Annotated in this window: 14 protein-coding genes; 8 read left to right on the forward strand and 6 right to left on the reverse strand. The window is 72.0% G+C overall.

Features of this window, described 5'->3' with window-relative positions:
- Nucleotides 1-83: 83 nt before the first annotated feature.
- Together ACFQRJ_RS01185 and ACFQRJ_RS01190 are read right to left on the reverse strand one after the other, a co-directional pair.
- Nucleotides 84-527 (reverse strand): rhodanese-like domain-containing protein, encoded by a 444-nt coding sequence (locus tag ACFQRJ_RS01185; protein ID WP_377016165.1) that lies wholly within the window; start codon nt 525-527, stop codon nt 84-86.
- Nucleotides 524-1981, reverse strand: coding sequence for a DEAD/DEAH box helicase (locus ACFQRJ_RS01190; RefSeq protein ID WP_377016167.1), 1458 nt, complete (start codon nt 1979-1981; stop codon nt 524-526). Before ACFQRJ_RS01190 ends, ACFQRJ_RS01185 begins: the two co-directional genes overlap by 4 nt.
- 271 nt (nt 1982-2252) lie before the next feature.
- On the opposite strand from ACFQRJ_RS01190, the gene ACFQRJ_RS01195 reads away from it, so the two are divergent.
- From ACFQRJ_RS01195 to ACFQRJ_RS01210, 4 genes are all read left to right on the forward strand, one after another.
- Nucleotides 2253-3269 (forward strand): LacI family DNA-binding transcriptional regulator, encoded by a 1017-nt coding sequence (locus tag ACFQRJ_RS01195; RefSeq protein WP_377016169.1) that lies wholly within the window; start codon nt 2253-2255, stop codon nt 3267-3269.
- A 116-nt stretch (nt 3270-3385) separates the two neighbouring features.
- Nucleotides 3386-5449, forward strand: a complete 2064-nt coding sequence (locus ACFQRJ_RS01200) for a glycoside hydrolase family 2 protein (RefSeq protein WP_377016171.1) — start codon at nt 3386-3388, stop codon at nt 5447-5449.
- Nucleotides 5450-5526: 77 nt separating this feature from the next.
- A complete protein-coding gene (locus tag ACFQRJ_RS01205) occupies nt 5527-6282 on the forward strand; it encodes a class I SAM-dependent methyltransferase (RefSeq protein WP_377016173.1) in 756 nt (251 codons plus the stop codon).
- 46 nt (nt 6283-6328) lie between these two features.
- Nucleotides 6329-7369 (forward strand): GNAT family N-acetyltransferase, encoded by a 1041-nt coding sequence (locus ACFQRJ_RS01210; protein WP_377016175.1) that lies wholly within the window; start codon nt 6329-6331, stop codon nt 7367-7369.
- 10 nt (nt 7370-7379) lie between these two features.
- Here ACFQRJ_RS01210 and ACFQRJ_RS01215 read toward each other — a convergent pair whose 3' ends face one another.
- Nucleotides 7380-8390, reverse strand: a complete 1011-nt coding sequence (locus tag ACFQRJ_RS01215; RefSeq protein WP_377016177.1) for an alpha/beta fold hydrolase — start codon at nt 8388-8390, stop codon at nt 7380-7382.
- Nucleotides 8391-8523: 133 nt separating this feature from the next.
- Here ACFQRJ_RS01215 and ACFQRJ_RS01220 point away from each other — a divergent pair, with 133 nt between their 5' ends.
- The 4 genes from ACFQRJ_RS01220 to ACFQRJ_RS01235 all read left to right on the forward strand — a co-directional run bounded on the left by ACFQRJ_RS01220 (nt 8524) and on the right by ACFQRJ_RS01235 (nt 12438).
- Complete coding sequence (locus ACFQRJ_RS01220) at nt 8524-9558, forward strand: zinc-dependent alcohol dehydrogenase family protein (RefSeq protein ID WP_377016179.1); 1035 nt, start codon at nt 8524-8526, stop codon at nt 9556-9558.
- A 77-nt stretch (nt 9559-9635) separates the two neighbouring features.
- The gene (locus ACFQRJ_RS01225; RefSeq protein ID WP_377016181.1) at nt 9636-10655 is read left to right on the forward strand and encodes an RNase H family protein; all 1020 of its coding nucleotides are present in this window, start codon (nt 9636-9638) and stop codon (nt 10653-10655) included.
- Nucleotides 10655-11884, forward strand: a complete 1230-nt coding sequence (locus ACFQRJ_RS01230) for a DUF418 domain-containing protein (RefSeq protein WP_377016183.1) — start codon at nt 10655-10657, stop codon at nt 11882-11884. The genes ACFQRJ_RS01225 and ACFQRJ_RS01230 overlap by 1 nt, the downstream gene beginning before the upstream one ends.
- Nucleotides 11881-12438, forward strand: coding sequence for a DUF4031 domain-containing protein (locus ACFQRJ_RS01235; protein WP_377016185.1), 558 nt, complete (start codon nt 11881-11883; stop codon nt 12436-12438). Before ACFQRJ_RS01230 ends, ACFQRJ_RS01235 begins: the two co-directional genes overlap by 4 nt.
- Nucleotides 12439-12477: 39 nt before the next feature.
- On the opposite strand, the gene ACFQRJ_RS01240 is transcribed toward ACFQRJ_RS01235, so the two are convergent.
- From ACFQRJ_RS01240 to ACFQRJ_RS01250, 3 genes are read right to left on the reverse strand one after another with little or no spacing between them, the layout of a single operon-like run.
- A complete protein-coding gene (locus ACFQRJ_RS01240) occupies nt 12478-14103 on the reverse strand; it encodes an ATP-binding protein (protein WP_377016187.1) in 1626 nt (541 codons plus the stop codon).
- A gap of 3 nt (nt 14104-14106) precedes the next feature.
- A complete protein-coding gene (locus ACFQRJ_RS01245) occupies nt 14107-14826 on the reverse strand; it encodes a response regulator transcription factor (RefSeq protein ID WP_377016189.1) in 720 nt (239 codons plus the stop codon).
- Between the two features lie 54 nt (nt 14827-14880).
- Nucleotides 14881-15432 (reverse strand): lipopolysaccharide assembly LapA domain-containing protein, encoded by a 552-nt coding sequence (locus ACFQRJ_RS01250; protein WP_377016191.1) that lies wholly within the window; start codon nt 15430-15432, stop codon nt 14881-14883.
- Nucleotides 15433-15514: the final 82 nt, after the last annotated feature.

Raw genomic sequence — 15514 nt, forward strand, 5'->3', positions numbered from 1 at the left:
GTCGGCTGTGATCCCGGTGATAGTTCCGGACATGCAGGAGGGGCGGCGCCGTCTCGGCACCGCCCCTCCTGGGTGGTCGATCCTCAGTCCACGTAGCGCGCGGGCTCATCCTCGACGGGCAGTCCCGCCGCCCGGTAGGCGCGGAAGCCGCCGGCCAGGTCCGTGGCGCGGTGGAATCCGAGATCACGCAGGTCGCGGGCGGCGAGCGAGGAGTAGTAGCCCTCGTTGCAGACCACGACGATCTGGTCGTCGTAGCCGGGCCCCTCGTCCATGCGGTCGGCGCTCTGGGGATCGAGTCGCCACTCGAGGACGAGTCGCTCGATCACCGTGGCACCGGGGATGTGCCCCTCGGGTTCGCGCGTGACCGCGGAGCGGATGTCGATCACGTGGACGCCCTGATCCAGGAGCGTCGGCAGCTCGACCGGCTCGACCTGCTCGTGGCCCTGGCGGGCGGCGGCGAGGATCTCGTCGATGCTGTGCCTGGTGGGGGCCTCGGCCCTGCGCCGTCCGGCGCTCGCCTCGGTCATCGGTTCCGACCGGAGGAGTAGGCCGCGAGGCCGGAGCCGCTCGAGCCGCCCTGGCGTCGTGCGCCGGAGCCCGCGGGAGCCGCCTGGCCGCCGCGGCGTCCGCCGCCCTCGCCGCCGCTGCGGCCCTGGCCGCCGGAACGACCACGTCCGCCGCCCTGACCGCGGCCGCCCTGGCCGCCGCGTCCCCCGCCGCGACCGCCCTGGCCACGGCCCTGACCGCCACGTCCGCCACCGGAGCGCTGGGATTCAGCGGCCGGGGCGGGGTCACGGGGCTCGTGCATCTCCGTGCGCTCGCCGGGGGCGAGCACGGTCAGCACGGGGCTGGTGGGGACCACGCTCGCGTGGAAGGTGGGCTTGATGCCCGCCTTGCGCATGAGGTCGTGGACATCGCGCTTCTGGTCCGGGGCCTGCACGGTGATCACGGTACCGCTCTCGCCGGCGCGGGCGGTGCGGCCGGAACGGTGCAGGTAGGCCTTGTGCTCGACGGGCGGGTCGGCGTGGACCACGACGGCCACCTCGTCGACGTGGATGCCGCGGGCGGCGATGTCGGTGCACACCAGCGTGGTGTTCGTCCCGGAGCCGAAGGCCTCGAGGTTCCGGGTGCGGGCGTTCTGCGAGAGGTTGCCGTGCAGGTCGACGGCGTCCACTCCGCGCGCGGCGAGCTTGCGGGCGAGGTTCTTCGCCCCGTACTTGGTGCGCGTGAACATGATCGTGCGGCCCGGCGCCGCGGCGAGGTCGCGCAGCACGTCGAACCGGGTGGCGGCGTCGACCTCGAGCACGTGGTGCTCCATGGTGCCGACGGGGCTCGTGGCAGGGTCCGCCGAGTGCGTCACGGGGGAGGACAGGAACTGCTTGACCAGCTTGTTCACACCGGCGTCGAGGGTGGCGGAGAACAGCATGCGCTGGCCCTGCTTCGGCGTCGCATCCAGGATGCGGCGCACCATGGGCAGGAAGCCCATGTCGGCCATGTGATCGGCCTCGTCGATCACGGTGATCTCGACGGCACTGAGGTCCACGTGGCCCTGTCCCATCAGGTCCAGCAGCCGGCCCGGGCAGGCGACGACCACGTCGACGCCGGCGGCGAGCGCCTTGACCTGGGGATTCTGGCCGACGCCGCCGAACACGACGGCGCTGCGCAGCCCGGCGGCCGCTTCCAGCGGCCGCAGCGACTCGGAGATCTGGGAGGCGAGCTCACGCGTGGGGGCGAGGATGAGCGAGCGGGGCCGGCGCGCGGCGCGGCGGCGGGGCTCGGCGATCAGGCGTGCGACCAGGGGCAGGCCGAAGGCGTAGGTCTTGCCCGAGCCCGTGCGGCCACGGCCGAGGATGTCGCGCCCGGACAGGGAGTCCGGCAGCGTCGCGGCCTGGATGGGGGTGGGCTGGGTGATGCCCTGGGGCGCGAGCGCGTCGACCAGGACGGAGGGCACGCCGAGGCGTGCGAAGTCAGGGGAGGTCACGGGAATCCGTTCTGAAGGTGCAGATCCCGCCCGGTGCGTTGCGCCAGGCGCTGCCATGGCAGCGACTCGAAGCCTGCGCTGTCACCACCATACGAGGTGGGACCTGTGCCGCGGCGGGATGACGGCACGCTCCGACAACACTAGACCCGCCGCTGTCCAGGGAGGACGATCACCGCACCGGATGTGACATACACCTGTTCCGGCATCGGCTGCGAACACGCCGGTATTGTCGCCAGAACAGTTCACGACGGGGAGACGGAGGAGTCCGCGAATGGCGCGCAGGGTGAGCATCAAGGACGTCGCCCAGCGCGCCGGGGTGTCGTGGAAGACGGTCTCCAACGTCGTCAACGACCGCCCCGTGGTCCGGACCGAGACCCGCGCGAAGGTCCTGGAGGCGATCGACGAGCTCGGCTACGTGCCCAACCACGTGGGCCGGGAGCTGCGCGGAGGCCCCACCCGGTCGATCGCGCTGGTCGTCCCCGAGCTGCAGAACCCCTACTTCGCCCGCCTGGCGGAGCGGGCCCAGGCCGCCGCCCGCGAGCGCGGCTACACCGTCAGCGTCGAGGTCTCCCTGCACAGCGCCGAGACCGAGCGCGCCCACGTGCACGGCCGCACCGCCCGCCCCGTCGACGCCGTCATCATCTCGCCCTCCGCCCTGGATCCGGCGGACCTGGCCGGGCGTGAGTCCGGGCCTCCTGTGGTGCTGCTGGGGGAGTCCTTGCCGGCCGCCCCGAACGTGGTGCACGTGGCGATCGACAACGCCGCCTCCGCGGCCGAGGTGGTGCGGCACCTCGCCCGCGGCCGACACCGGCGACTGCTGTTCCTCGGCGCCGAAGGCGCCGAGCGCTCCACCGGCGCGGACCGGCTCGCGGGGTTCCGGGCCGCCAGGGACAGTGCCGGGCTGCCCCGGGACCCCGAGCTCGTCCGCGCTGTCAGCTCATGGACCCGCGAGGCCGGGTACCGCGCGGTGCAGGAGGTCCTGGCCGAGACGATCGACGTCGATGCGGTCGTGGCCGGCAACGACCTGCTGGCCCTCGGCGCCCTGAGCGCCCTGGCCGATCGCGGCGTGGCAGTGCCGGCAGAGGTGGCGGTCGTGGGCTGGGACGACGTGCCCGAGGCCGCGTGGTCGCGGCCGTCGCTGACCACGGTGGCCCCGGATCTCGATGCCCTGATCGCGGCCGCGTTGGACGCAGCCCTGGCGGGCACGGCGCACGAGGACGGGGCCGAGACCGTGATCCCGCACCGCCTGATCGAGCGCGATTCGACGCGGCCGCCGGGCCACCACTGATTCCCACGTTGCAAGCGCGTCGCGGGTGCGCTTGACTGGGTCCTGAACGATCCGTGCCGGTGCCTCGAGAGCGCCGGTGACTCAGCGCCGAGCCCCGCCGATCCCAGGAGCTGTCCGTGAACGCCCAGAACCCCGACCTGCCGGAGCACCTCAGCTCCCTGTTCTCCCGCGCTGATCAACTCGCCGCGCAGCTCGATGCACCGCTGTCCGCCGCCACCGACGTCCCGAAGCCCGAGCACCCCCGGCCTCAGCTGCAACGCCCCGCCTGGCTGAACCTCAACGGCACCTGGCAGTTCGAGATCGACCAGGGCGACACCGGGCGCGAGCGCGGCCTCGTCGAGCGGGAGCTCGCGGGCACGATCACCGTGCCCTTCGCGCCGGAGACCGAGGCCTCCGGCGTCGGCAACCGAGATTTCCTCGAGGCCGTCTGGTACCGCCGTACCGTCACCATTCCCGCCGATTGGCAGGGTCTGCGCCCGATCGTGCGCTTCGAGGCCGTCGACCACGACGCCACCGTGTGGGCGAACGGCGTCGAGGTGGCCCGCCACCGCGGCGGCTTCACCCCCTTCGCCGCCGACCTCTCCGGCGTCCCGGGTGCCGAACCCGGCGCGGAGGTCGAGATCGTGGTGCGCGCCCGCGACCCGCACACGGGCCCCCAGGCGCGCGGCAAGCAGGACAGCAAGTTCCGTCCCACCCACGCCAATTACCACCGCACCACCGGCATCTGGCAGACGGTGTGGCTCGAGGGCGTCCCGGCCGACGAGATCCGCTCGCTGCGGATCCTGCCCTCGCTCGCAGGTCGCTGCTTCGCGATCGACGTGCCGCTGTCGCGCACCACGCCCGGCACGCGCCTCGAGGTCGTCGCCTCGGTGCCCGGCGGCGAGGAGGTCGCCCGGGCGGAGGTGCGCGCCGACCTCGATCTCGCCCCGCACCTGGAGCTGACGATCCCCGAGGACGCTGTGCGGATCTGGGGCCCCGGCGCTCCGGAGCTCTACGCCCTCACCGTGCGACTGCTGGATGCGGACGGCGGCGCACTGGACGAGGTCCGCTCCTACGCGGGCCTTCGCTCGACCTCGCTGCGCGACCATGAGTTCCGCATCAACGGCACGAAGGTCTTCCAGCGCCTGATCCTGGACCAGGGGTACTGGGAGGAATCCTTCATGACGGCGCCGGCGGACGAGGCGCTGACCACGGACATCCGCCTCTCCCTCGAGGCCGGCTTCAACGGAGCGCGCCTGCACCAGAAGGTCTTCGAGCAGCGGATGCTGTTCTGGACCGATCTGCACGGCTACCTCACCTGGGGCGAGTTCGGCGACTGGGGTGTCTCCGGCTACGGCCCGCTCGGCGACAATCAGCAGCCGCCCGCCAATTTCGTCGGGCAGTGGATCGAGGCCGTCCAGCGCGACCTGAACCATCCCTCGATCATCGGCTGGTGCCCGCTGAACGAGACCCACCAGGTCCTGCACGACCGCTTCACCCAGCTCGACGACGTCACCCAGGCGATGTACGACGCGACCAAGCTCGCCGACCCCACGCGGCCGGTGCTGGACGCCTCCGGCTATTCCCACCGCGTGCGCGGCGCCGACATCTACGACTCCCACTCCTACGAGCAGGACCCGGAACGGTTCCGCGTCGAACAGGCCGGCCTGGCCGACGGCAGGCCTCACGTCAACCGGCACGATCTCGGCCCCGACGAGATGCCCTTCGCCGACGGGGCCTTCTCGCTGCCGTACGCCGGCCAGCCCTACTTCGTCTCCGAGTACGGCGGCATCTGGTGGAACGAGCAGGAGGCCCGAGAGGCGGCCGAGGCCGAGAAGGCCGGGAACAATGCGGCCCAGTCCTGGGGCTACGGCGAGCGCATCCGCAGCGAGGAGGAGCTCTACGAGCGCTTCGAGGGACTGACCCGCGTGCTGCTCGAGGATCCGCTGATGTTCGCCTACTGCTACACGCAGATGACCGACGTGTTCCAGGAGAAGAACGGCATCGTCGACTTCGCCCGCGGTCGCAAGCTCGACCTGGCCCGGCTCCGCGCCATCCAGGAGGAGGTCGCAGCGTACGAGGCCACGGAGAACGGGCCGACGCAGGACGAGCCGGACACGTCGGCCGCGGCTCCGGACGGGGCGCGATCCCGCCGCGAGAAGCCCGGCCGGAGGTGGTGGGCCCCGGGCTCCCGGCAGTGATGAGCGCGTGCCGGCGCGAGGGCCGCTGAGGGGAAATGCCCGCGACAGGAGGCCTCGCACCGGCGCACGATGAGTCCATGGTCGATCAATCACGTCTGTGGGACGAGCATGCCGCCGCCGGGTACGACACCCCCGGCGAGGGCATGTTCGCCCCGGACGTGCTCGGGCCGACGGTCGAGATGCTGAGAGACCTCGCCGCGGGCGGGCGCGCCGTCGAGTTCGCCGTCGGCACCGGACGGGTCGCGATCCCGCTGCGCGAGTCGGGCGTCGAGGTCGTCGGGCTCGAGCTCTCGGAGGCGATGATCGCGCGGCTGCGCGAGAAGGCCGACGAGCAGACGATCCCCGTCGTAGCCGGCGACATGACGACAGCGAGCGCGGGGGAGGGCTTCTCTCTCGCCTATCTCGTGTTCAACACGATCTCGAATCTGCTCACCCAGGAGCAGCAGGTCCAGTGCTTCCGCAACGCCGCCCGGCACCTCGCGCCCGGCGGCTGCTTCGTGATCGAGCTCGGCGTGCCGGATCTGCGCTCACTGGCGCCGGGCAAGGACGGCACCCTCGAGGTCTACGAGGCCGGGTACCTGCTGGTCGACACCATCGACCCCCTGACCCAGCAGCTCGTCTCCCACCACGTCCGCTTCGATCCTGCGGTCGACGGCTCCCGCGAGGCCAGTATCGACCGCACCCCGCAGCGCTACATCTGGCCCAGCGAGCTGGATCTGATGGCGCAGCTGGCGGGCTTCTCCCTCGAGTCCCGGTGGGCCGGCTGGGACCGCTCCGAGTTCACCGGTGGCTCCCGTTCGCACGTCTCGGTGTACCGGCTGCCGGCGCGATGACGCCCTGCGGGACCGCTCGCGCGCCCAGCACTCGTAGACTGCGCCGGTGACCTCCCTCGATACTCTCGCCGCTCTGTCCTGGACGCCGCTCACCCTCGAGGACGCCCCCGCCCTGACCGCATTGCTGAACCGGATCGACGCGGCCGAGCAGCGTCAGGAGCCGGCGGAGGAGCCGACCATCCGCGACTGGCTCTCCATGCCCGGGCACGACCTCGGCGCGGACAGCTTCGCCGTGCGCGACGGGGAGCGACTGGTCGCCTTCGGACTGGTCGATGTCGCCTCCGGTCTCGATCGCGACGGCCGGGCCCGATGCGAGCTCAGCGGTGGTGTCGACCCCGAATACCGGCGCCGTGGGCTCGGCACGGCACTGCTCGAGCGCGGCGAGGAGCGTGCGGCCCAGGTGGCCGCCGACCGGCATTCGGGAGCCGACGCGATCGTCCGCGTCTCCGGAGGCCGCGACCCCGAACCGTCGGACGGTGACGGTGACGGTGACGGTGACGGTGACGGTGACGGTGCCGGCGCCGCGGTCGCGGGTGGCGCCGATGTCCGGCCCGTGCTGGACCGCCGCGGGTACCACCGTGCGCGCAGCTGGTTCTCGATGGGGCGCGGCCTGCCCGCCGCCGACATCGAGTCCCGTCAGCTCCCCGGCCTGGATCTGCTCGCGCCGGCGGAGGACCATCTCGAGCTCACCCGCCTCGCCCACGTGGCGGCCTTCGCCGATCACTGGGGCTCGGCCCCGGTCACCCCGGAGCGGTGGCGGGCGCTGTGTACGTCGCACACCGCCCGGCCGGCGCTGTCCACCATCGCGGTCGATGCCGAGGGGACCGTGCTCGGCTATGCCCTCGCCACGGAGGACCGCGCCGGAGTCCTGCACATCGCCCTGGTCGGCACCCGACCGGAGGCCCGTGGCCGGGGCATCGCGCGCGCCGTCATCGCCCGCAGCCTCGACGCCGCATCCCGCGCCGGCTGCACCACCGCCGAGCTCGAGGTCGACACGGAGAGCCTGACGGGCGCGACCCGTCTGTACGAGGCGCTCGGATTCACCCGCCGCCACGTCGAGACCACCTACGAGAAGCCGCTGCGCTGAGCCGTGCTGCTCAGCGGTGCCACTCGGTCAGGCGCTTGGCCAGCCGTTCCTCGCTGTCCTGCTCTGCCTGCTCGTTCGCCTCCGCGGTGCCGCCGTTGCGCAGCCCGCCCACGACCTCGCCGGCGGAGAACACGTGACCGGCGTCGGGGTAGACGTGCACCTCCGCCTCGGGCACCAGCTCACCGATCTCGTACGCGGCGGTGTCCGCAGGCCACATGCGGTCGTCCCCGCCGGCGAACACCAGCAGACCCCCGTCGACGGCTGAAGGGTCGAGGCGCGCGGCGTCCTCGTCCTCCGCGGGGGAGTTCTCGATGATGCTCTCGTCGGTGGAGCGATAGGTCACCGGGTAGTTGAACGCGGCGGCGGACAGCTGGTGGACCAGGTCACCGGCGCTCGCGGAGCGGAACGAGAGGAAGGGGACCTCCTCGCCGGCCAGCGTCCACGAGGAATGGGACTCGCGCCCGACCACGAGGCTCTGATTCACGTGCATGGTGGGAGCGAACAGGACCACGTTGTCGATCTGTTCGTAGTGCTCGGCGAGCAGCAGGGCGAGCTCGGCCCCCTTCGAGGTGCCGATCACGGTCAGCGGCCCGGGGGAGCGAGCAGTCTGCTCGATGCGATCCGTGGCCTCCTCGAAGAACTCGAGCGGCACGCGATCCAGTGCGGGCTGCTGGTTCTCCTGGCCGAAGAAGAACAGCGAGTACACCTCATAGCCCTGCTGGGCTATCCGCACCGCCTGCGCGTACGCCGGGCCGCCGTCCGAGCCGCCGAAGGTCACCACGACGCCCGCAGCCGCGGGACCGTCGGTCGGGAGCAGATGGAATCCGGCCAGGTAGTCGCCGGTGACGTGCTCGATGTCGAGCCCGTCCTGCTCGAGGTCATAGGTGGCGAGGTCCGTCGGATCCGGAGCGTCCCCGTCGTCGAACCTCCAGCCGTTGACGGCCCGCACCGCAAGGACCAGCAGGGCCAGGACGACCAGCGAGGCCACCGCGCGCACGAGGAATCGGCCGAGGCGCTTCATGCGCGGAACCGTCGTCCCGAGGGCACTGGAGGCATGCGACCAGCCTAGAGGTGATCTAAGTCTCATGGCAGCGGAAACGATCCGAACCTGCGGACGGCGAGGGCGGGCCCGGCGAGCGCGGGAGAATGTCCCCATGAGAGCAGTGCGCTACGACGCCTTCCAGCAGCGGCCACGACTTCTCGAGGTGCCCGATCCCGAGTGCCCGCCGCACGGGGCTGTCGTCACCGTGCACGCGACCGGCGTGTGCCGCAGCGACTGGCACGCCTGGCAGGGGCACGACGAGTCCGTCGGCCTCCCGCACATCCCGGGCCACGAGTTCGCCGGAGTCATCGAGCGGGTCGGTGTCGAGGTGACCGGATTCGCTCCCGGGGACCGGGTGACGGCACCGTTCATCCTCTCGTGCGGACGGTGCGAGCAGTGCCTCGCCGGGGCGCCGCAGGTGTGCCCGCACCAGCGTCAGCCCGGATTCGACCTGCCCGGCTCCTGGGCCGAGCAGGTGGTGGTGATCGAGGCCGACCACAACCTGGTGGCCCTGCCCGCGGAGATCGACATGGTGCTCGCCGCGGGGCTGGGATGCCGGGTGGGGACCGCCTACCACGCCGTCCGCGTCCAGGCCGCCGTGGCACCCGGGGAGACGGTCGCCGTGTACGGCTGCGGCGGCCTGGGCCTGGCGTGCGTGATGGTCGCCCGCGCCGCCGGGGCCGACGTGGTCGCCATCGACGTCTCCGAGGGCGCCCTCGCCCGCGCCGCCGAGCTCGGTGCCACCGCGATCCCTGCCGGGGACGACGTCGCCGAGCGCGTCCGGGACGTCACCGGCGGAGGGGCCCACGTCTCGCTGGATGCGCTCGGCTCCGCCGGCACGGCGCGGTCCGCGATCAGCTCGCTGCGGCCGCGTGGCCGTCATGTCCAGGTCGGGCTCCTGCTCGGGGAGGATGCTGATCCGTCCTTGCCGATGGGCCGGGTCATCGGCCAGGAGCTGGCGATCCTCGGCAGCCACGGACTCGCGGTCAGCGAGTACCGCGACCTGCTGGCCGACATCGCGGCGGGACGGCTCGACCTCGAGGGGACCGTCGGCCGGGTGCTGGCGATGGAGGATCTGCCCGAGGCGATGACGGCCATGGATGCCCCGCCGGTCACCTCCGGGATGACCGTCGCCCGGCTGGTCTGAGCGGACCGGCGAGGCACGGCGCACGTCACCGCCGCAGGCGCCCGGACCCGTCCCTGCGCTGTGGAACCATGGCGACCATGACGATCACCGCTGCTGCCGACGGCTCCGCCCTCGGGAATCCAGGCCCCGCCGGGTGGGCCTGGTACATCGACGAGAACACCTGGCGCGCCGGGGGCTGGCCCCACGGCACCAACAACATGGGTGAGCTCAAGGCTGTCCTGGACCTGCTGGAGTCGACCGCGGTGGATGCCGACCAGCACCTGCTGATCCTGTGCGACAGCCAGTACGTCATCAACTCGGTGACCAAGTGGATGCCGGGCTGGAAGCGCAAGGGCTGGCGCAAGAAGGACGGCAAGCCCGTGCTGAACGTCGAGCTGCTCCAGGACATCGACCGCGCCCTGGCAGGTCGCAGCGTGGAGTTCGAATGGGTCAAGGGCCACGCCGGTCACGCCCTGAACGAGGCCGCGGACCAGCGTGCCAACGCCGCCGCGACCGCCTTCTCCAAGCGCCAGGACCCGGTCATCGGCCCCGGTTACCGCGGGGAGGCCGTCTCCCCGGCGGCCGCCGCCCCGACGGCGCCCACACTGACCGCCGAGGCCGCCGCGGCCGACGACCTCTTCAGCCTGTTCGACGAGCACGGCGCAGAGCCGGCTCCTGCCGCTCCCGCGAACGCCGGAACCCGCGCCCCCGGGCCGACCGGTGCACCCGCGTCTGCCGGGCCCGAGCCCACCGGATTCGCCGCCGACGCGCCCGGCGCCACCGACTTCGAGCAGGTCACCGCGCGCGAGCAGGCCCTGCTCAGCGACACCCTGCGTGCCGCGACAGACGAGGCCGCCGAGTTGCTGCACCCCTCGTTCACCGAGATCGGCGCGAGCGGGCGGCACTATGACCGCGACGCGTTCCTCGCCCAGCTCGAGCCTCTGGACAGGGTGGAGGCCGACGCATTCGTCGCCGACGAGATCGCCCCCGGCGTGGTGCTGCTGCAGTACACGACCTCGTCGCCGGAGGGCGCGGTCGCGCGCAGCTCGCTGTGGGTCCGACAGCAGGACCGCTGGCTGCTGCGCCACCATCAGGGCACGCCCCTCGAGCGACCCTGATGACGCTGATCGCGGGCAGCGGCTCGGTCCCTCTGACCCGCCGCGCCGGCGGGCCCGACCTCGCCCGCGGCCTCGCCCTGCTCGGGATCGGCCTGGCCAACACCATCGGCTGGCTGCACGGCTCGCAGTGGACGGTGCTGCTGAAACAGGTCGATGCCACCGTGATCGACCGGATCGCCGACGTGCTGATCGGGCTGCTCGCCGACAACCGCGGCTTCCCCCTGTTCGCGATGCTGTTCGGCTACGGCATCGGGGTCCTGTACCGCCGCTCCCGCGAGCACGGTGAACCGTCCCGGCGCTTCCTGATGCGCATGCTGCGCCGCCACGTGGTGCTGCTGGCGATCGGCATGGCCCACGCTCTGCTGCTGTTCAGCGGCGACATCCTCGTCGCCTACGCGATGGTCGGCATGTTCTGCGTGCTGCTGGTGACCCGGCACCGCATCGCCCTGCCGATCGCGGCCGTCCTCGCGCTGCCGGCGCTCGGGGTGTGGGGATGGACGGACGGCACCATCGGCCTCTCCTCGGCCGACGGGTACGCCGCCGCCTCGGCGCCCGACTATCTCACCGGCCTGCGCCTGCGCGCTGACGCGGCGGTCTACGACATGATCACCGCTGTGCTGTCGGACATCGGACTGCTCTCCCCGATGGCCATCGGGGCCATCGCAGCGCGGATCCGCCTGCTCGAGCTGGTGACGCCGAACCGGGACCTGCTGGTCCCGATCGCCCGGTGGGGCCTCGGGATCGGACTGATCGGTGCCGTGCCGCTGGTGACCGTGCTGGTCGTCGATCCGGCGCACCGACTGCTCGAGGCGGAGCTCCCGCTCGGGATCCTCGGCGTCCTCCACCAGTACACGGGCGTGGTCGGGGCGGCCGGTGCGGCGGCCGCAGCGGCACTGGTCGCCGACCGCGTCACCCGCTCCGAGGGGATCGGCATGGGGCAGGCGCGGCAGCTGGGCCATCTCGCGGTGCGCGGGATCGAAGCGCTGGGGGCCGTGTCCCTGAGCGCCTACGTCGCCCAGTCAGTGGTGTTCATCGCCCTGTTCCCGCCGTACACGCTGGACCTGGGGGCCCGGCTCGGGACCGCGGGCGCCGCGGTGATCGTGGTGGCGGGCTGGCTGGGGATGATCGTGCTCGCCGTCGCTCTGCGGCGCCGGGGCCGACGGGGCCCGCTGGAGTGGGTGCTGCGCCGTCTGGCGGGCTCGACCACGCATCAAGGAGCTCGCGCATGACCGTCTTCGCCGATACCCCCAGGTGGCCCCGCCACGGCACACTGTGGGGCCACCTGATCTCCGACACGTCCCTCGAGGAGCTGCACGCGGTCGCCGCGCGGGCCGAGCTGCCCCCGCGCTCCTTCGACCTCGACCACTACGACTGGCCCGAAGCCGCCCGGCCGCGCCTGGAACGGGCGGGCATCAGCTTCGTCGACAACCGGCAGCTGACGCGGATCCTGCTGGCCTCCGGGCTGCGCATCCCCCTCGTGGACCGGCCCGCCGCCCGTGCTCGACGCAGCGCCGAGCACGCCGCCGCGCTGGGGCTGGAGCCGGTCCCGCGGGATCTCATCGTGGGGCCGATCGGTCATGTCGACCCGTTGCCGCCGGTCGAGGACGCAGGCGCCGGAGCCTACCGTCTGACGCGCGATGCCCCGTCGGCCCCGCCGCGCATCGAGGCGCACGACGCGACGGGACACGCCGCCGCGCACGAGATGCTCGAGCAGCTCGACGTGCTCGCGCGCCGGCGGGGGGACGCGGGGTTCGTCGGGCAGGTCCTGGCCGACGGAGCGTGACCCAGGGCCGGACGTCTTCGTCCGGCGCGGCGTCCGCCTCTATCGTTCGTCGTCCGGTCGCCGACCGGTCGACTCGTCGCTCTCCCCGTCGGCCCCGCCGGCGCTGCTCTCGCCGTCCTCGGGCTCGGTCAGGGCCCGGACCTGATCGGGCTGGGAGCGGTGCTCCGCGTCGATCTCGGCGGCCGGCAGCTCGACCCAGAAGGTGGAGCCGCCGCCCGGGGTCTCGTGCACGCCGATGGTGCCGCCGTGCTGCTGGACGATGGTCGCGGCGATCGACAGGCCCAGGCCCGCACCGCCGCCCTCCGTGGCCGAGCGGACGCGTGAGGGATCCGTGCGGTAGAAGCGCTCGAAGACCCGCTCGCGGTGGTCGGCGTCGATCCCGTGCCCGTGGTCGCGCACCTCGATCATCACCGTCCCGCGCTCGGTGTAGCCCACCGCGATCTCGACCGGGGTGCCCTTGGGCGTGTGCCGGTTCGCGTTGGCCACGAGGTTGAGGATGACCTGGCGCAGTGAGGCCTCGTCGCCGAGGACCCCGATGCACAGGTGCGGCTGGACGGAGACCGGCGTGCCGGACAGCGAGGTCACCATGACCTGCCGTGAGGGGTCCAGGGCGCGCAGATCCTGGGCGGCGTCGAACAGGGCGTCGGTCAGGTCGACGGGCTCCATCGGCAGGTCCGGGTTCTCGTCGAGGCGGGCCAGCCGCAGCAGGTTCTCCACCAGCGACCCCATCCGCCGGGCCTCGTCCTCGATGCGGCGCATCGCCGAGGCGACATCCTCGTCGCTGCGCAGGGCACCCATCCGGTACAGCTCGCCGAATCCGCGGATCGCAGCCAGCGGGGTGCGCAGCTCATGGGAGGCGTCCCCGACGAACCGGCGCATCTTGGCCTCGGAACGGGTGGCGTGCTCCTCGGAGGCCTTCTGTGCGGCGAAGGACTGCTCGATCCGCACCAGCATCTCGTTCAGCGAGACCGCCAGCGCGTGCACCTCCAGGCTGGTGCTCGTGACCGGGACGCGCCGGGAGAGATCGCCGCCGGCGATCTGAGAAGCGGTGGATTCCACGTCCTGGAGCGGTTCCAGCGAACGATGGGTCATGTAGCCGCCGAGCCCCATGCCGACCAGCACCACCAGCGTGCCCACCAGCACGATGATCAGCGCCATCTCGTGCATGGTGCGGTCCACGCCGTCCAGCGGCAGGGCGACGTACACGCTGCCCTTGTCCGGGCCGGTATTGAGCATCGCCACCGCGCGCCACCGGTTCTCGGCGGAGTCGACCACCGTGAACGGCCGGCCGCCGCGCTGGACGATCTGCTCATCGGTCAGGTCCGGGAACGGGATGTCGACGTCACGGTCCTCGTAGTCGATCACGACCTTCTTGACCTGGGTCCCGTTCTCGTCGCGGACCTCCACGGCGTACTGGACCGGGGTGTAGGGGCTGTTCTGGACGGAGACGTCGTTGCCGGCCAGCTCGTGCTCGGCCAGCTCGAGCATCTCGCCCATGCCGTTGTGGAGGTTGTTGTCGACCGACTGGATCAGGGTGCGGTTGAGCAGGAACAGCGAGAGGCTGCCGGTGAGCACGGTGCCGAGGACCAGCAGCAGGGAGATGAGCGCGACGATCCGCGTCCACAGGGACACGGGCCGGTCGGGGCGCGGACTCGGCAGGGCCAACCGTCAGGAACCTTCGGCGGCTCGCAGCACGTAGCCGATCCCGCGCTTGGTGTGGATCATCGGCTCGCCGATCACGTCGATCTTGCGACGCAGATACGAGATGTAGGACTCGACGATGCCCACCTCGCCGGACCAGTCGTAGTCCCACACGTGATCGAGGATCTGCGTCTTGGACACCACGCGGCCGGCGTTGAGCATCAGGTAGCGCAGGAGCTTGAACTCGGTGGGGGAGAGCTCGATGGTGACGTCACCGCGATAGACCTCGTGGGAGTCCTCGTCCAGGCGGAGGTCGCCGACGACCAGCGAGCTGTCGACCGTGGGGTCGGCCCCGCCGTGGGTGCGTCGCAGCACCGCGCGGATGCGCGCGACGACCTCCTCCAGGCTGAACGGCTTGGTGACGTAGTCGTCGCCGCCGACCGTGAGGCCCGCCACCTTGTCCTGGGTCTCGTCCTTGGCGGTGAGGAAGAGGATCGGGTACTGCTCTCCGCGGTCGCGCAGTCGGCGGGTGACGGTGAACCCGTCCATGTCCGGGAGCATCACGTCGAGGACGACGAGATCGGGCTGGTTGTCGGTCGCCTCGCGGATCGCCTCGTTGCCGGTCGCGGCGGTGAACACCTCGAAGCCGGCGAAGCGCAGCGACGTCGCGAGCAGGTCGCGGATATTGGGCTCGTCGTCGACGACGAGCAGTCGTGCCTCGAAATCCTGGTCTGCAGTCGTGGTCATGGCGATACGGTCCTCCCCGGAGTTGGGAGGTGGCTGGACGTCGGCTGGGCGACGTCAGCGGGTCGCACGATGGATCTTCTCCTGTGCCTTGCGCAGGCGGCGGATCGTCCAGCTCATCTGGATCATGCGCACCGATCCGACCAGTGCCATCACCAGCGCGCCGGCGATCGCCGCGAGCAGCATCGCGACGCCGAGCGGCAGGTCGAACTGGGCGTTGAAGTACTCGAAGGCCGCGGTCTCGCTGTTCTGGATGACGAAGATCAGCAGCAGCACCAGCACGATGGCGCCGAGGATCAGCGCGATCCACAGCCCGGCCGTCGTGCCACCACCGGAGGGCACCGTCTCGGCGGGCTCCTGGGACGGCTCCTCCGCGGCGCGCTTGCCGGTGCCGGTCTGCTGGGGAGCGGTGACCCCGGGCCGCGAGCCGGTGCCGTCGTCGCCGACGGGCTCGCCGGCTCGACGCACTGACGAGGGGGTGCCGGCCGGCTGGGACGCGCCGGGGCCGGTGGCAGGCACGTTCTCGCCCGCGGCGGGCCGCACCGGCTCGGAGCCGGCCTCAGGTGCACGGCTGACGGGACGATCCGGGTCCTGGGGTCCTGTGCTCATGGTCGCTCCTCGATATCGGGGCCGGGGGAAGTGCCCTCGGCGGCCTCGTCCTCAAGGCCGCCGCACACCCCACTCTATCGAT

The sequence above is a fragment of the Brachybacterium sp. GCM10030252 genome, from assembly GCF_042666535.1.
Lineage (GTDB): Bacteria > Actinomycetota > Actinomycetes > Actinomycetales > Dermabacteraceae > Brachybacterium.

Excerpts from the sequence above, each read along its gene's own strand:
- ACFQRJ_RS01245 (WP_377016189.1), bottom strand. The coding sequence starts at position 14,826 with ATGACCACGACTGCAGACCAGGATTTCGAGGCACGACTGCTCGTCGTC.
- ACFQRJ_RS01225 (WP_377016181.1), top strand. The coding sequence starts at position 9,636 with ATGACGATCACCGCTGCTGCCGACGGCTCCGCCCTCGGGAATCCAGGC.
- ACFQRJ_RS01195 (WP_377016169.1), top strand. The coding sequence starts at position 2,253 with ATGGCGCGCAGGGTGAGCATCAAGGACGTCGCCCAGCGCGCCGGGGTG.
- ACFQRJ_RS01230 (WP_377016183.1), top strand. The coding sequence starts at position 10,655 with ATGACGCTGATCGCGGGCAGCGGCTCGGTCCCTCTGACCCGCCGCGCC.
- ACFQRJ_RS01250 (WP_377016191.1), bottom strand. The coding sequence starts at position 15,432 with ATGAGCACAGGACCCCAGGACCCGGATCGTCCCGTCAGCCGTGCACCT.
- ACFQRJ_RS01235 (WP_377016185.1), top strand. The coding sequence starts at position 11,881 with ATGACCGTCTTCGCCGATACCCCCAGGTGGCCCCGCCACGGCACACTG.
- ACFQRJ_RS01185 (WP_377016165.1), bottom strand. The coding sequence starts at position 527 with ATGACCGAGGCGAGCGCCGGACGGCGCAGGGCCGAGGCCCCCACCAGG.
- ACFQRJ_RS01205 (WP_377016173.1), top strand. The coding sequence starts at position 5,527 with ATGGTCGATCAATCACGTCTGTGGGACGAGCATGCCGCCGCCGGGTAC.
- ACFQRJ_RS01215 (WP_377016177.1), bottom strand. The coding sequence starts at position 8,390 with ATGAAGCGCCTCGGCCGATTCCTCGTGCGCGCGGTGGCCTCGCTGGTC.
- ACFQRJ_RS01220 (WP_377016179.1), top strand. The coding sequence starts at position 8,524 with ATGAGAGCAGTGCGCTACGACGCCTTCCAGCAGCGGCCACGACTTCTC.